This window comes from Janthinobacterium sp. Mn2066 (genome assembly GCF_049319705.1).
In the GTDB taxonomy this organism is placed as follows: domain Bacteria; phylum Pseudomonadota; class Gammaproteobacteria; order Burkholderiales; family Burkholderiaceae_D; genus Janthinobacterium.
Genome location: NZ_JBMOUF010000011.1, coordinates 147,626 through 162,805, shown reverse-complemented (window position 1 = coordinate 162,805; position 15,180 = coordinate 147,626). Strand labels below are relative to the sequence as shown.

Below are 15,180 nucleotides of genomic sequence, written 5' to 3'. Positions count from 1 at the left end.
AATCGCTGATCTAATGGAAAATATGGATAACTGGAATCAATTTTTAATCGCGCAAGGCGCCCGTTCCACTCAGCTGGACGGTGCCGTGCCTGACACCCACATCGCCGATTTCGGCCAGCCCCTGACCACGGCCCAGTTGCAGGACGGCTTCGTCTCCGCCGTCACCGACCAGGGCTTGATCGGCATTACTGGCGACGATGCAGCCAGTTTCCTGCACAGCCAATTGACCAATGACGTGGAACACCTGAACCAGCAGCAAGTACGCCTGGCCGGTTATTGCACGCCAAAAGGCCGCTTGCTGGCCAGTTTTCTGATGTGGCGCAATGCCACCACCATTTATCTGCAATTGCCGCGCACCATACAGCCCGCCATCCAGAAGCGCTTGCAGATGTTCGTGCTGCGCGCCAAGGCCAAGCTGCATGACGCTGCCGGCGATGAAGCGACGCAAGTCGTGCTGGGCCTCGGTGGCCAGCGCGCCAACGCGGCGTTATCCGCCTGGTTTGAAACCCTGCCAGCGGCGCCTTTCAGCAAGGTCGAGCATGCGCTGGGCACTTTGCTGCGCGTGGCCGATGCCTTTGGCCAGCCGCGCTACGAATGGATCGTTTCCGCCGCCACGGCCCGTGAAGTGTGGCCGCAACTGGCCGGCACGCTGAACAAGGGCGGCAATGACGCCTGGCGCCTGTCGGAAATCCATGCGGGCGTGCCGCAAATCAGTTTGCCGACGCAAGAACAGTTCGTGCCGCAAATGGTCAACTTCGAGTTGCTCGGCGGCGTGAACTTCAAGAAAGGCTGCTACCCGGGACAGGAAATCGTTGCGCGCAGCCAATACCTGGGCAAGCTCAAGCGCCGCACTACCCTGGTCAGCATCGCGGATGCCGGCGCACAGGCCGGCAACGAACTGTTCGCTCTCAGTGATCCCGAACAACCATGCGGCATGATCGTCAACGCCGCAGCAAATGGCGCCGGCGGCGTCGATGCGCTGGTGGAAATGAAGCTGGCCGCCATCGAGCAAGGCAACACCGAAGCGGGCGCCGTACGCCTGGGCTCGGCCCAGGGCGCCGCCGTGCAATTGCTGGCCATGCCCTACGTGCTCGACGCACTGGACCTGTGAGCCGGCCATGAACGATCTGTATATTTATTACCAGGTAAAAGACGAGCACGCGCAAGCGCTGGAAGCGCGGGTGCGCGCCCTGCAGGCCAAACTGGCGGCACAGTCGGGCGTGGCGCCGCAACTCAAGCGCCGCCCCGAGTCCAGGGATGGCTTGCAGACATGGATGGAAATCTATCCCGTCGTCGGTGAAGGCTTTGCCGGCGAGCTGGCTGCCGCCACGGAGCAAGCAGGCTTGCTGTCCCTCACGCATGGCCAGCGCCATACGGAAGTGTTCATGGACTTGCCCCCATGTGCCTGATCGTCTTTGCCTGGAAAGTCAATCCGCACGTGCCGCTGATTGCCGCCGCCAACCGCGACGAATTTTATGACCGCGCCAGCGCGCCCGCCGGCGCCTGGCCTGAACACCCGCAAGTCTATGCAGGCCGCGACCTGCAGGCAGGCGGCAGCTGGATGGGCATTACCCAGCCGCATGAGGAAGGCGGCCGTTCGCGCTTTGCCGCCATCACCAATATCCGCAGCCCCAAGGATCACCGCGACGATGCGCCTTCACGCGGCGCGCTGGTGGCGGACTACCTGGCGGGCAATATGTCGGCGCAAGACTATATCGCGCAGATCACGCCGGATGCCGGCGCCTACAACGGCTTTAACCTGGTGCTGGGCGATAGCGACACCCTGATCTGGTTTTCCAACCGGGGACAGGAAGACGCCCGCAACGGCCAGCCTTTGGCGCCGGGCATCTATGGCTTGTCGAACGCCCTGCTCGACGCGCCCTGGCCCAAGGTGCTGAAAACCAAGGCCCAGTTCGCCAGCCTGCTATGCCAGGGCGCGCCCGACGAAGCGTATTTCGACATGCTGGCCGACACCACGCGCGCGCCCGACTTCCGCCTGCCCGACACGGGCGTGCCGCTCGACCTCGAACGCGTACTGTCGGCCGTCTGCATCGAAACCCCCGGCTACGGCACCCGCACCTCCACCGTCGTCAAGCTGTATGCCGATGCGCCGGGCGAGTTGCATGAGTTGCTGATTCAGTAACTTTTTTCTTTCCCTCCCCCTCAGCTTGACTACCGGGGTCACCCGTAGGGGGAATGTCCCCCAATGGGGGATATTCCGATCACGAAGTGACTGACCCCAGATCTTGTTCGTAGTGAAATAATGCGTTTTTTTCAGCCACGAAAACGTTTGCGCGAAAAAAGAAAGCGCTTGCGCAAGCGCTTTCTTTTGTTTACGATAGATTCAAACGCGGCATAAAACATAGCCGCATAGCACGAACAACAAGAATATTCTGGAGACACCATGGCCACCATGGAAGATGTAGCGCGCAAGGCGGACGTATCGTTGTCGACCGTCTCCCACGTGATTAACGGCACCCGCAAGGTCAGCCCGAAAACTGTCGCCGCCGTCAACGCGGCGATGGAACAGATCGGCTATGTGCCCAATATGCTGGCGCGCGCCCTGGCCGGTTCTTCCTCCGGCACCATCGGCGTGGCCATTTCCGCCTTCACCAACCATTACTTCAGCGAAACCGTGCGCGCCATCGAGGCTGCCTGCACGCGGCATGGCTTGATGATGCTGTTTTCCGATACGCACGATGACCCGGCCCAGGAATTGAAAGTGGTGCAAAACCTGCACCAGCGCCGTGTCGACGGCATCGTGCTGGCGCCTTCGGGCGATCCGGACAACCTGGCCCTGAATTACCTGAGCACCAACAAGATCGCCTCCGTGCTGGTCGACCGCATGTCGCCGCTGCCATTTGACCAGGTCGGCGTGGAAAACGTCGAAGCCACGGCGCAGCTGGTCGGCCATCTGATCGAAGTCCACGGCCACCGCCGCATCGGCTTCATTGCCGGCGCGGCAGGGTTATCGACCACCAATGAACGCGTCGAAGGATATCGCCTGGCACTGGAGCGCGCCGGCATCAGCTTTGACCCTGCGCTGGTGCGCCCTGGCGACTCGAACCTGGCGCGCAGCGGCGCAGCCACGCGTGAATTGCTGGCGCTGGCGCAACGCCCTAGCGCCATCGTGGCCGGCAACAACCTGATGACCATCGGCACCATGCATGCGCTGCGCGACGCCCATATCGCCGTGCCGCAGGAAGTGGCGCTGGCCGGCTTCGATGATTTTGACTGGGCCGATTATTTCAATCCGCGCCTGACCGTCATGGCCCAGCCGCTGGAAGAACTGGGCTCGATGGCGGTCGACCTGTTAATTGAACGCATCGCCAACCCGGGCCGCGAACAACACGTGACCCGCCTGGCGCCAACCTTGCGCGTGCGCAATTCCTGCGGCTGCGCTTAAAAACACACTTTTTTCCACCATGCCGACCTCTGAACACATGGATATCTCGCTGGGCATCGACCTGGGCACTTCCGAACTGAAAACCGTACTGATGGACAGCAAGGGCGCCATCCGCGCCCAGGCTTCCGTGCGCCTCGGCGTCAGCCGCCCCCAGGCGGGCTGGTCAGAACAAGATCCGCAGGACTGGTGGGCCGCCTGCGTGCAAGCCCTGAGCCAGCTGCGCGCTGCCCATCCGCAGGATTACGCGGCCATCCGCTGCATCGGCCTGTCGGGCCAGATGCATGGCGCGGTGCTGCTCGACAACCACGATACCTGCATCCGCCCCGCCATCCTGTGGAACGATGCGCGCGCCCACGTCGAAGCGGCAGCCCTGGCGCACGACCACCCGGCGTTTGCTCTCGTTACGGGCAGCCTGGCCATGGCGGGCCTGACGGCCCCCAAGTTGCTGTGGCTGCAAGAACATGAGCCGCAGGCGTTCGCCGCGATTGCCTGCGTGCTGTCACCGAAAGACTATCTGCGCCTGCAATTGACGGGCCAGAAAATTACCGACATGTCGGACGCGGCCGGCACCCTGTGGCTCAATATTGCCGAACGCGCCTGGTATGGCCCGATGCTGGCCGCCAGCGGCCTGCGCCCTGACCAGATGCCGCCGCTGGTCGAAGGCGATGCCGCCACCGGCGCCGTGCATGCCACCGCGGCCAATATGCTGGGCTTGCCTGCCGGCGTGGTGGTGGCTGGCGGCGGCGGCGACAATCCCGTCTCGGCCGTCGGCATCGGCGCCGTGTCCGCCGGCGACAGCTTTATTTCGCTGGGCACCAGCGCGGCGATTGTGTCTGTCACAGAACAGCCGCTGGGCAACCCGGCCGCCGGCGTGCACAGCTTCTGCCATGCCCTGCCCGGCCGCTGGTACGCCATGGGCGCCATCTTGTCAGGCGCCAGCTGCCTGCGCTGGGCCACCGGCGTGCTGGGACTGCCGAACGAGGCCGCCTTGCTGGCGCTGGTCGAATCGGCCCTGCCGCTGGCCCAGGGCGTGCCATCGTCCGCGCCACTGTTCCTGCCCTACCTGTCGGGCGAACGCACGCCCCACAACGACCCGCAAGTGCGCGGCGCTTTTTTACAGTTGGGCCATGATAGCAATACCGCGCAACTCGGTTATGCGGTGCTGGAAGGCGTGGCGTTTGCCCTGCGCGACGCGATGGCGGCCGTCACCTCGACCGGCGCGACCGTGCCGCACTGCCTGCTGGTCGGCGGCGGCGCGCGCAGCCAGTACTGGGCGCAATTGCTGGCCAACGTACTGGGCGTGGAAATGCGCACCCTGCATGACAGCGAGTTGTCCGCCAGCATAGGCGCAGCCAAGCTGGGCTTTGCCGCCATCGGCCAGCGTAGCCAGCTGGAAACGGGGCTGGCCATCAAGAATACGTTTGCACCGGATGCCGCACAACATGCGGCCTTGCAAGTGCGCTATCAAAAGTACCGCAGCCTGTTTCCCGCCGTACAGGCTTTACATCAAGCAGCGTAGTTTCCTGCGCTCTGCATTTATAAGGACGAATAGCGATGAATCAACTGCAACAATTAAAGCAACACAGCACCGTGGTCGCCGACACCGGCGATTTCCTGCAACTGGCGCGTTTTGCCCCGCAAGACGCCACCACCAATCCTTCGCTGATCCTGAAGGCGGTGCTGCAGCCCGACTATGCGCCCTTGCTGGAAAGCACGGTCGCCGCCCACCAGGACGCCAGCCTGGACGATATCGTCGACCAGGTGCTGGTGCGCTTCGGCCTGGAAATCCTCAAAGTGGTGCCAGGCCGCGTCTCGACCGAAGTCGACGCCCGCCTGAGCTTTGACACCAAGGCCACCGTGGCCCGTGCGCGCCGCCTGATCGCCCTGTACGAAGCGGCCGGCATTGCCCGCGAGCGCGTCCTGATCAAGATCGCCGCCACCTGGGAAGGCATCCAGGCCGCCCGCGAACTGGAACGCGACGGCATCTTTTGCAACCTGACCCTGCTGTTCGCGTTTTGCCAAGCGGTCGCCTGCGCCGACGCCAAGGTCCGTTTGATTTCGCCATTCGTGGGCCGCATCTACGACTGGTACAAGAAATCGGCGGGCGCCGCATGGGACGAAGCGGCACGTTCCCTGTCCAACGATCCGGGCGTGCAATCGGTCACGCGCATCTACGATTACTACAAGCAACATGGCATTGCGACCCAGGTGATGGGTGCCAGCTTCCGCAACACGGGCCAGATCACGGCCCTGTCCGGCTGCGATCTGCTGACCATCAGCCCCGACTTGCTGGCCAAGCTGGAAGCGTCCGACACGCCGTTCGAGCGCGCCCTGGGCGGCAACGCCGCGCCGCAAGCGGCCGTGCATTACGACGAAGCGGCCTTCCGCTACGCCCTGAACGACGACGCGATGGCAACCGAGAAACTGGCCGAAGGCATCCGTGGCTTCGCCGTCGATGCAGGCAAGCTGGACGCCATGATCAATGCCCTGCGCAGCAAATGATCAATAACAAACAATGAGTCATAGTTAAAAAGAAATCAATTTTCACCCTGCAACACCTTGTACCTTGCACCCTAGTAGCTGCGTTTATTTCGACACAATAAAAACCTTGGAGATTCATATGAAAAAGATTCTTACCGCCTCCCTGCTGATGTCCATCGCCTGTGGCGCGTTTGCCGCCGACAAGCCATTGAAATCGATCGGCATCACCGTCGGCGACCTGGCCAACCCGTTCTTCGTGGCCATCGGCCGCGGCGCGGAAGAAAGCGCCAAGAAAATCGGCGGCCCTGGCGTGAAAGTGACTACCGTCTCGAGCAAGTACGACTTGAACACGCAAGTCGACCAGATCGAAAACTTTATCGCCAACAAGACCGACATCATCATCCTGAACGCTGCCGACTCCAAGGGCATCGGCCCGGCCGTGAAAAAAGCCCGCGATGCCGGCGTGATCGTGATTGCCGTCGACGTGGGCGCGCAAAACGCGTCGGCCACCGTGATGTCGGACAACACCATGGCGGGCGACGTGTCGTGCGCCTACATGGCCAAGCAAATCAATGGCAAGGGTAATGTGGTCATCATCAATGGCCCACCGGTCACGGCCGTGATCGACCGCGTCACCGGCTGCAAGAAAACCCTGGCCGGCTTCAAGGACATTAAAATCTTGTCGGATAACCAGAATGCGGGCGGCAGCCGCGATGGCGGCCTGACGGTGATGTCCAACCTGCTGACGGCCCATCCGAAGATCGACGCCGTGTTCGCCATCAATGACCCGACCGGCATCGGCGCCGAACTGGCCATCAAGCAAGCCAAACGCACCGACATCAAGCTGATCACGGCTGTCGACGGCGCACCAGACGGCCAGAACGCGCTGAAAAACAAGGCCGGCCTGTTTGCCGCCACCGCGTCGCAAAACCCGTACCGCATGGCGGCCGACGCCGTGCAAGTGGGCTACGACCTGATGAATGGCCGCGCGCCGAAACAGACGACGGTGCTGCTGCCTACGCCGATCGTCAACAAGGAAAACGTGGCGAGCTATGCTGGCTGGGTGAAAAACTAAGCACGCAAGCTTGCACCACACGGGGTTCACCACCGTCGCCATGGCGGTGGTGAACCCCAGTTTCCACAGCGAGGACACGTCATGAGCGACGATATTATTTTTGAAATGCGCGGCATCGAGAAGCGCTTCGGCGCCACGCGCGCGCTGCGCGGCGTGCGCCTGGTGGTGCGCAGCGGCGAAATCCACGCCGTGATGGGCGAAAACGGCGCCGGCAAGAGCACCCTGATGAAAATCCTGTCTGGCGTGTATACGCCGGATGCAGGCGAAATCCTGCTCGATGGCAAACCCATCAAGATCCGCAGCCCGGGCGAAGCACGCGCGCTGGGCATCAACCTGATTTACCAGGAACTGAGTGTCGCCAAGAACATGACGGTGGCGCAAAACGTGTTCATGGGCAGCGAACCACAAGGCCGCTTCTGGACCGTCAATGCGGCCGAAATGCGCGAACGCACCAACGCCATCCTGGCCGACCTCGGTTCACGCTTCCATGCCGACAGCATGGTCAGCAGCCTCTCCATTGCCGAGCAGCAGCAGGTGGAAATCGCCCGCGCGCTCGTGCACAAGAGCCGCATCCTGATCATGGACGAACCGACGGCCGCCCTGTCCGACCGCGAGACGGAACAATTGTTCCGCATCATCGAGGCCCAGCGCGACAAGGGCCTGGCCGTGCTGTACATCAGCCACCGCATGGCCGAAGTCGAGCGCCTGGCGCGCCGTATCACGGTGCTGCGCGATGGCGCGTATGTCGGCGAGCTGGGCAAGGATGAGCTCGATCAAAAGAAAGTCGTGCAAATGATGGTGGGCCGTTCGGCCGATGATTTTTATCAGCACCAGCGCCGCAGCACGCGTGGCGCCGAGCGGCTGCGCGTGGAAAACATGAGCGGCGGCAAGGTCAAGCCTGCTTCGCTGACCCTGCATGCAGGCGAAGTGGCGGGCCTGGCCGGCCTGGTGGGCGCGGGCCGCACGGAATTGGCCAGGCTGATCTTTGGCGCTGACAAGAAACAAACGGGCCAGGTCTGGCTTGACGGCCAGCAAGTGGCGATTACGGAACCGCTGGTGGCGATACGCCACGGCATCGGCTATCTGCCGGAAGACCGCAAGAGCCTGGGCTTGTTCATGCAATTGTCGGCGATGGAAAACATGTCGATGAATATCCTGTCGCAGCACGCCACGGCGGGCGTGGTCAACCATGGCGCCTTGACGAGCCTGGCACGCGAGTCGATTGCCAGCCTGAACGTGAAAGTGTCGGGCCCGGAAGGCATCGTCGGCGGCTTATCGGGCGGCAACCAGCAAAAGGTCTTGCTGGCGCGCTGGCTGGCCATCAAACCCAAAGTGCTGATCCTCGACGAACCCACACGCGGCGTGGACGTGGGCGCGAAAAGCGAGATCTACAAAATCATCCACCAGCTGGCTGATGCGGGCACGGCCGTGCTGTGCATTTCCAGCGAACTGGCCGAACTGGTCGGTATCTGCGACCGGGTGATGGTGATGTGCGAAGGCCGTCTGACCGGTGAAGTCACGGGCGACGATATCACACAGGAAAAAATCCTCGCCTACGCCACCCTGGTAGAAGCCGCTTAAAGAAAATCAATAAGGAGATTCATCATGACTACCCCTACCACTACCACCAGCGGCGGCGCCGCGCGCGCCCGCGAACCGTTCAGCGCTTCGGGCCTGATGCGCCGCCTGGGCATGCTGCCCGTGCTGATCGTGCTGTACCTGGCCATGTATGGCCTGACCGTCTACTTTGCGGGCGACGGCCAGTCGACCTTCATGAGCAGCAATAACACCATGAACATTTTCCGCCAGGTATCGATCAATATCGTGCTGGCCTCGGGCATGACCTTCGTCATCCTGACCAGCGGCATCGACCTGTCGGTCGGCTCCGTGCTGGCCGTCTCGGCCGTGGCAGGCATGCTGATGTCGCTGTCGGCCCAGTTCGCCGGCTACTCGATCCCCACTTTCCTGCTGGTCGGCCTGCTGCTGGGCGCCTTGAACGGCGCACTGGTGGCGCTGGTGGGCCTGAACCCGTTCGTCGTCACCCTGGGCACCATGACTGCCCTGCGCGGCGCGGCCTATCTGCTGGCCGACGGCACCAGCGTGCTCAACACGGATATCCCCAGCTTCGAATGGATGGGCAACGGCAGCTTCCTGGCCATCCCCTGGCTGATCTGGCTGGCCGCACTGGTCGTCATCATCACCTGGTTCATCTTGCGCAAGACCACCCTGGGCCTGCATATCTATGCGGTCGGCGGCAATATCCAGGCAGCGCGCCTGACCGGCATCAAGGTTGGCCTGGTATTGATGTTTGTCTACACCATCAGCGGCCTGTTCGCCGGCCTGGGCGGCGCCATGTCGGCCAGCCGCCTGTACGCCGCCAACGGCAACTGGGGCACCGGTTATGAACTCGACGCCATTGCCGCGGTCGTGCTGGGCGGCACCAGCCTGATGGGCGGCGTGGGTTCCGTCTGGGGCACCGTCATCGGCGCCCTGATCATCGGCGTGATGAACAACGGCTTGACGATCCTGGGACTGTCGTCGTTCTGGCAGTATGTGGCCAAGGGCGTGGTGATCGTGCTGGCGGTGATCCTGGATAAATGGCGCCAGTCGCAAGCGCAGAACTGATTCGTTTGACGCATTTGGGGTCAGACCCGACGGGTCTGCCCCCAGCACTATTTAAAACTCCAGGCGCATCTCCACATGCGCAATCCCCGCCTCTTCAAACTGCTCCCCCTGCTGCACAAAACCATGGCGCGCATAGAATGGCGCGGCGGCAGCCTGGGCGTTGAGCACGACAGAAGCATCGCCCCGCTCACGCGCCTTGCCCATCAACAGCTGCAAAATCTCGCCCCCGACACCCGTACCGCGCCCCGCCTTGCGTACCGCCATGCGGCCGATATGGCCATCGGGAAGCAAGCGGCCCGTGCCGATAGCACGGCCCTGCTCATCGTAGGCAACGGCATGCAGGCAAACAGCGTCCATGGCGTCAAGCTCGATCTCGGCCGGCACTTTCTGTTCATCGACAAAAACTTCAAAACGGATGGCGGATGCGTCCTGGCCCAAAGTGGCCCAGTCGCCGAGGCGGATGGTGGTAGTGGTCATGATTATGAGATGTAAAAGACAGGCGGGTATTGTCGCATGGCCGGGCTGGTGTCAGGGAGGGGCCAGCGTGCAGATGCTGTCTATGCGCTTGCTACCGCCTGTAACGACAGAAGCAACAACGGGCATCGTCAACCTTATCAGGCCGCGTACCAAGGCTAGACCCGTGTCAACCACATTACCCCAGCTTCACCACCTGCTTGCCAAAGTTCTGCCCCTTCAGCAAGCCGATAAACGCTTGCGGCGCGCTGGCCAGGCCCTCGGCCACGGACTCGCGGAAGATCAGCTTGTCCGCCGCCACCAGATCGGCCAGCTCCGCCAGCCCTTGCGGCCACCACTCCATATGTTCGGAGACGATAAAGCCGCGCACGGTCAGACGGTTGGTGAGGATCAGGCGGAAGTTGTTGATTGGTGTCGCTTCGCCGTTGTAGCCGGCAATCCAGCCGCAGATGGCGATGCGGCCGAAGCCGTTCGTGCGCGCCAGCACGGCATCAAAAATGGTTCCGCCCACGTTTTCAAAGACGGCGTCGATGCCGTCCGGCGTGGCTGCCGCCAGGTCGGCTTCCAGCTTGCCGGCCTTGTAGTCGATGCAGGCGTCAAACCCCAGCGTGTCGACCACATACGCGCATTTCTCGGCACCGCCGGCGATGCCGACTACCCGGCAACCCTTCAGTTTCGCCAGCTGCCCCACCACGCTGCCGACCGCCCCGCTGGCGGCCGAGACCACTACCGTTTCGCCGGCCTTGGGCACCATGATCTGGTTCAAGCCATACCAGGCCGTCATGCCCGGCATGCCCACCGCGCCCAGGTAGGCCGAGGCGGGAATGCGCGTGGTGTCGACCTTGCGCAAGATGCTGCCGTCCGAGACGGCGATTTCCGTCCAGCCCAGGCGGCCTTCGACCATATCGCCCACGGCAAACTGGGGATTCCTGGAGGCAATCACCTCGCCCACCGTGCCGCCGACCATGGTCTCATTCAAGGCTTGCGGCGCGGCATAACTCTTGCCCTCGTTCATGCGCCCGCGCATATACGGGTCCAGCGACAGATAGTGATTGCGGATCAGGACCTGGCCATCGGTGATGGACGGGATTTCCAGCGTTTCAAGACGAAAATGTTCGGGTTGCACTTCGCCCGTCGGGCGGGAAGCGAGGACGATGCGTTGGAAGGTTGGCATGCGGGCTCCTTTCTCAAACGTAAATTCAGCCCATAAAGTAAGGGCCGGGGTCAGACCCGACGGGTCTGACCCCGGATTTAACGAGTCTTAAATTTCATAATCCATGCATTGCCTTGCTTCACGAACCGCCCCAAAAAACGGCTTGATCTTCACGTGCTCGGGATGGTTCTGGTAAGCGTCGAGCGCTTCGCGGCTGGCGAATTCGCTGTACAGCACGATGTCGTAGGTGGCTTCCAGGCCGGGCTGGGCGACGACGGCTTCGAATTTCAGAATGCCGGGCACCACATTGGAACAGCCGTCCAGCAGGGCTTTGAGCTTCAAGGCATTGGTGGCCCGGTCGGCGCCTTCGGCGTGGTCCTTGAGTTTCCAGAAAACGATGTGCTTGATCATGGTGTCAGTGCGGGATGAAAGTAAAGCATCACTGTAACCGCTATCGCCCTGCTTTGCAGCGAATGAAAAAGGCGGCCGCGCAGGCCGCCTTGCCTGAACTCAGACCACTTCGAACAAGCCTGCCGCGCCCTGCCCACCGCCGATGCACATGGTGACGACCACGTATTTCACGCCGCGGCGCTTGCCTTCGATCAGGGCGTGGCCCGTCAGGCGCGCGCCCGATACGCCATACGGGTGGCCGACGGCAATCGCGCCGCCGTTCACGTTCAGGCGGTCCAGCGGGATGCCCAGGGTGTCGGCGCAGTACAGCACCTGCACGGCAAACGCTTCGTTCAATTCCCACAAGCCGATGTCGGCCACTGTCAGGCCTGCTTTTTTCAGCAGTTTCGGGATCGCGTAGACGGGGCCGATACCCATTTCATCGGGTTCGCAGCCAGCCACGGCAAAGCCGCGGAAGATGCCCAGCGGTTGTAAACCTTTCGCTTCAGCCACCTTGGCATTCATCACGATGGCCATCGAGGCGCCATCGGAAAACTGGCTGGCGTTGCCGGCGCTGATCACGCCGCCTTCGATGGCCGGACGGATTTTCGACACGCCTTCATACGTCGTGTCGGCGCGGATGCCTTCGTCGCTTGCTATCGTCACTTCGCGCGACAGCAGCATGCCGCTGGCCTTGTCGGCCACGCCCATGATGGTGGTCATCGGCACGATTTCGGCGTTGAACAGGCCAGCCGCCTGCGCGCTGGCGGCGCGCTGCTGGCTTTGCGCGCCATATTGGTCCTGGCGTTCGCGGCTGATGTGATAGCGTTTGGCAACGGTTTCCGCCGTTTGCAGCATCGGCCAATACACTTCCGGCTTGTGCTGCTGCAACCAGGTTTCCCTGTACATATGCTTGTTCATTTCATTTTGCACGCAGGAAATCGATTCCACGCCGCCTGCTGCGTAGATATCGCCTTCGCCGGCAATGATGCGCTGCGCTGCCAGCGCAATCGCCTGCAAGCCGGACGAGCAGAAACGGTTGACCGTCATGCCGGCCGTGCTGACGGGGCAGCCGCCGCGCAGCGCGATCTGGCGTGCAATATTGCCGCCCGTGGCGCCTTCGGGAAAGGCGCAGCCGGCGATCACGTCTTCCACTTCGCCCGCCTCGATCTGCGCGCGCGTGATGGCGGCCGCCAGCACATGGCCGCCCAGGGTGGCGCCATGCGTCATGTTGAACGCACCTTTCCAGGACTTGGCCAGGCCCGTGCGGGCGGTCGATACGATAACGGCGTGATTCATTGCATGTCTCCTGCGTAGATTATTTTAGTGGTCAGTCAGCGCCAAGAATACCACGCTTAAGTACGGTCGTTCTTAAAAATACGGCTAGCGAATTTGTAAGTTTCGCGTAAGTTTCAAGCAAGCCTGACGTAAGGTTCGGGGAACACACTCGCTTGCAGCTGTTGCAAGAATGGTCAGAAGACCTCGGCAATGGTTCACTATAAATGGTTCACCATAATAAGGGAGACAAACCATGGCATCATCACCCGGCTCGGCCGACGTGCGGAAGATTTCCACCAAGGGAACGCCGATCACGCCAGAGGAACGCAAAGTCATCTTTGCATCATCGCTCGGTACTGTTTTCGAATGGTACGATTTTTACCTGTACGGTTCGCTCGCGTCCATCATCGCCAAGCAGTTCTTTATCGGCGACCCCACCACTACCTTCATTTTCGCGCTGCTGGCGTTTGCCGCCGGCTTCATCGTGCGTCCGTTCGGCGCGCTGGTGTTCGGCCGCCTGGGCGACATGATCGGCCGCAAATACACCTTCCTGATCACCATCCTGATCATGGGCGGCTCCACCTTCATCGTCGGCCTGCTGCCGGGCCACGCCTCGATCGGCATTGCAGCGCCCATCATCCTGGTGTTCCTGCGCATCCTGCAAGGCCTGGCGCTCGGTGGTGAATATGGCGGCGCGGCAACTTATGTGGCCGAACATGCGCCAGAGGGTAAACGCGGCGCCTTTACGGCCTGGATCCAGACCACGGCGACGCTGGGCTTCTTCCTGTCGCTGATCGTCATCCTGGGCACCCGCCTGGCCACTGGCGAGGCGGCGTTTGAAGCCTGGGGCTGGCGCATACCATTCCTGGTTTCCATCGTGCTGCTGGGGATTTCCGTCTGGATCCGCCTGGCCATGAATGAATCGCCGGCGTTTGCCAAGATGAAAGCCGAAGGCAAGACCTCGAAGGCGCCGCTGACGGAAGCCTTCGGCCGCTGGAAAAACCTGAAGATCGTCATCCTGGCGCTGATCGGCCTGACTGCCGGCCAGGCCGTCGTCTGGTACACGGGCCAGTTCTATGCCCTGTTCTTCATGACGCAAACGCTGAAAGTGGACCTGGCCACGGCCACCATCATGGTCGCCATCGCCCTGCTGCTGGCCACCCCGTTCTTCCTGTTCTTCGGCAGCCTGTCGGACCGCATCGGCCGCAAATACATCATCCTGGGCGGTTGCCTGATCGCTGCGGCAACCTATTTCCCGATCTTCAATGGCTTGACGCACTTTGCCAATCCGCAGCTGGAAGCGGCGCTGAAGAACTCGCCTGTGGTGGTGGTGGCCGATCCGGCATCCTGCCACTTCCAGTTCAACATGACGGGTACCAAGAAGTTCCCATCGTCGTGCGATATCGCCGCTGGTTTCCTGTCGAACAGCTCGGTGAACTACACCAAGGAAGATGCGCCGGCCGGCAGCATTGCCAAGGTACGCATCGGCGCCAAGGAAATCACCTCGTTCAACGCCGTCATGACGCCCGACGGCCTGAACTTCGACGCCGACAGCAAGGCCCACGAAGCAGCGCTCAAGAAAGAAATCGGCGCCGCCATCAAGGAAGCGGGCTACCCTGCCAAGGCCGATCCTGAACAGATCAACAAGCCGATGGTGGTCTTGCTGCTGTTCATCCTGGTGCTGTATGTGACCATGGTCTACGGCCCGATCGCCGCGATGCTGGTGGAAATGTTCCCGACCCGCATACGCTACACCTCGATGTCGCTGCCCTACCATATCGGTAACGGCTGGTTCGGCGGCTTGCTGCCCACCACGGCCTTCGCGCTGGTGGCCTTCAAGGGCGATATTTATTATGGCCTGTGGTATCCGATCATCGTGGCCCTGGCGACGGTGGTGATCGGCACCCTGTTTGTCGGCGAAACCAAGGATAACGATATCTACGCCGACGATTAAAGCGCTGCAGATGCTCCGGCCGCAAAGCTGGAGCTTACAAGCTGGAACTGCAACGCAAAACGCCGCTGATATGCTCAGCGGCGTTTTTGTATTGGACGAGCTTACTTGCCAGCGGGAGCAGCGCCCTGCCTGGCCTGTTGCTGGTCGCGCTGCTGCACATACTCCTGGTAACTGGTCTGGTTACGCTTGCGGCAAGCGTTGCGGTCATCGAAATTGTTAAGACTATTGCAATATTCACCGATCTTGTCCCGATTCGCGTCATATAACACTTCGCAGCCGGTGGTGGCTAACAGACAGCTTAAGATCAGATATTTCATTGCATCTCTCATAGCGGGTTGTGAACA

General features: G+C 61.7%; 15 protein-coding genes. 10 read left to right on the top strand and 5 right to left on the bottom strand.

Features of this window, described 5'->3' with window-relative positions:
• The first annotated feature begins 13 nt into the window (after positions 1 to 13).
• From ACL9RI_RS21445 to ACL9RI_RS21405, 9 genes are all read left to right on the top strand, one after another.
• The gene (locus ACL9RI_RS21445) at positions 14 to 1,111 is read left to right on the top strand and encodes a YgfZ/GcvT domain-containing protein (protein ID WP_422728518.1); all 1,098 of its coding nucleotides are present in this window, start codon (positions 14 to 16) and stop codon (positions 1,109 to 1,111) included.
• Between the two features lie 7 nt (positions 1,112 to 1,118).
• On the top strand, positions 1,119 to 1,409 hold the full coding sequence (locus ACL9RI_RS21440) for a DUF4936 family protein (RefSeq protein WP_422728517.1): 291 nt from the start codon (positions 1,119 to 1,121) through the stop codon (positions 1,407 to 1,409).
• Entirely contained in the window at positions 1,400 to 2,143 is a 744-nt protein-coding gene (locus ACL9RI_RS21435; RefSeq protein ID WP_422728516.1) for an NRDE family protein, read from the top strand. Before ACL9RI_RS21440 ends, ACL9RI_RS21435 begins: the two co-directional genes overlap by 10 nt.
• Positions 2,144 to 2,404: 261 nt before the next feature.
• The gene (locus ACL9RI_RS21430) at positions 2,405 to 3,406 is read left to right on the top strand and encodes a LacI family DNA-binding transcriptional regulator (RefSeq protein ID WP_422728515.1); all 1,002 of its coding nucleotides are present in this window, start codon (positions 2,405 to 2,407) and stop codon (positions 3,404 to 3,406) included.
• Positions 3,407 to 3,449: 43 nt separating this feature from the next.
• On the top strand, positions 3,450 to 4,925 hold the full coding sequence (gene xylB / locus ACL9RI_RS21425; RefSeq protein WP_422728595.1) for a xylulokinase: 1,476 nt from the start codon (positions 3,450 to 3,452) through the stop codon (positions 4,923 to 4,925).
• 35 nt (positions 4,926 to 4,960) lie between these two features.
• A complete protein-coding gene (gene tal / locus ACL9RI_RS21420; RefSeq protein ID WP_422728514.1) occupies positions 4,961 to 5,908 on the top strand; it encodes a transaldolase in 948 nt (315 codons plus the stop codon).
• 118 nt (positions 5,909 to 6,026) lie between these two features.
• Complete coding sequence (locus ACL9RI_RS21415; RefSeq protein WP_422728513.1) at positions 6,027 to 6,962, top strand: ABC transporter substrate-binding protein; 936 nt, start codon at positions 6,027 to 6,029, stop codon at positions 6,960 to 6,962.
• 81 nt (positions 6,963 to 7,043) lie between these two features.
• Entirely contained in the window at positions 7,044 to 8,543 is a 1,500-nt protein-coding gene (locus ACL9RI_RS21410) for a sugar ABC transporter ATP-binding protein (protein ID WP_422728512.1), read from the top strand.
• A gap of 24 nt (positions 8,544 to 8,567) precedes the next feature.
• Positions 8,568 to 9,587, top strand: a complete 1,020-nt coding sequence (locus tag ACL9RI_RS21405; protein WP_422728511.1) for an ABC transporter permease subunit — start codon at positions 8,568 to 8,570, stop codon at positions 9,585 to 9,587.
• Positions 9,588 to 9,638: 51 nt separating this feature from the next.
• Here the strand turns inward: ACL9RI_RS21405 and ACL9RI_RS21400 are convergent, their stop codons facing one another.
• The 4 genes from ACL9RI_RS21400 to ACL9RI_RS21385 form a co-directional block, all read right to left on the bottom strand.
• Complete coding sequence (locus ACL9RI_RS21400) at positions 9,639 to 10,064, bottom strand: GNAT family N-acetyltransferase (RefSeq protein WP_422728510.1); 426 nt, start codon at positions 10,062 to 10,064, stop codon at positions 9,639 to 9,641.
• A gap of 175 nt (positions 10,065 to 10,239) precedes the next feature.
• A complete protein-coding gene (locus tag ACL9RI_RS21395; RefSeq protein ID WP_422728509.1) occupies positions 10,240 to 11,235 on the bottom strand; it encodes an NADP-dependent oxidoreductase in 996 nt (331 codons plus the stop codon).
• A gap of 87 nt (positions 11,236 to 11,322) precedes the next feature.
• Positions 11,323 to 11,625 carry a Dabb family protein gene (locus tag ACL9RI_RS21390; RefSeq protein WP_422728508.1) on the bottom strand — a complete coding sequence of 101 codons (303 nt, stop codon included), beginning with the start codon at positions 11,623 to 11,625 and terminating at the stop codon, positions 11,323 to 11,325.
• A 99-nt stretch (positions 11,626 to 11,724) separates the two neighbouring features.
• The gene (locus ACL9RI_RS21385) at positions 11,725 to 12,903 is read right to left on the bottom strand and encodes an acetyl-CoA C-acyltransferase (protein ID WP_422728507.1); all 1,179 of its coding nucleotides are present in this window, start codon (positions 12,901 to 12,903) and stop codon (positions 11,725 to 11,727) included.
• A 232-nt stretch (positions 12,904 to 13,135) separates the two neighbouring features.
• Between ACL9RI_RS21385 and ACL9RI_RS21380 the strand changes: the two genes are divergently transcribed.
• Entirely contained in the window at positions 13,136 to 14,836 is a 1,701-nt protein-coding gene (locus ACL9RI_RS21380) for an MFS transporter (RefSeq protein WP_422728506.1), read from the top strand.
• 101 nt (positions 14,837 to 14,937) lie between these two features.
• Here the strand turns inward: ACL9RI_RS21380 and ACL9RI_RS21375 are convergent, their stop codons facing one another.
• The gene (locus ACL9RI_RS21375) at positions 14,938 to 15,153 is read right to left on the bottom strand and encodes a hypothetical protein (protein WP_422728505.1); all 216 of its coding nucleotides are present in this window, start codon (positions 15,151 to 15,153) and stop codon (positions 14,938 to 14,940) included.
• Positions 15,154 to 15,180 lie beyond the last annotated feature (27 nt).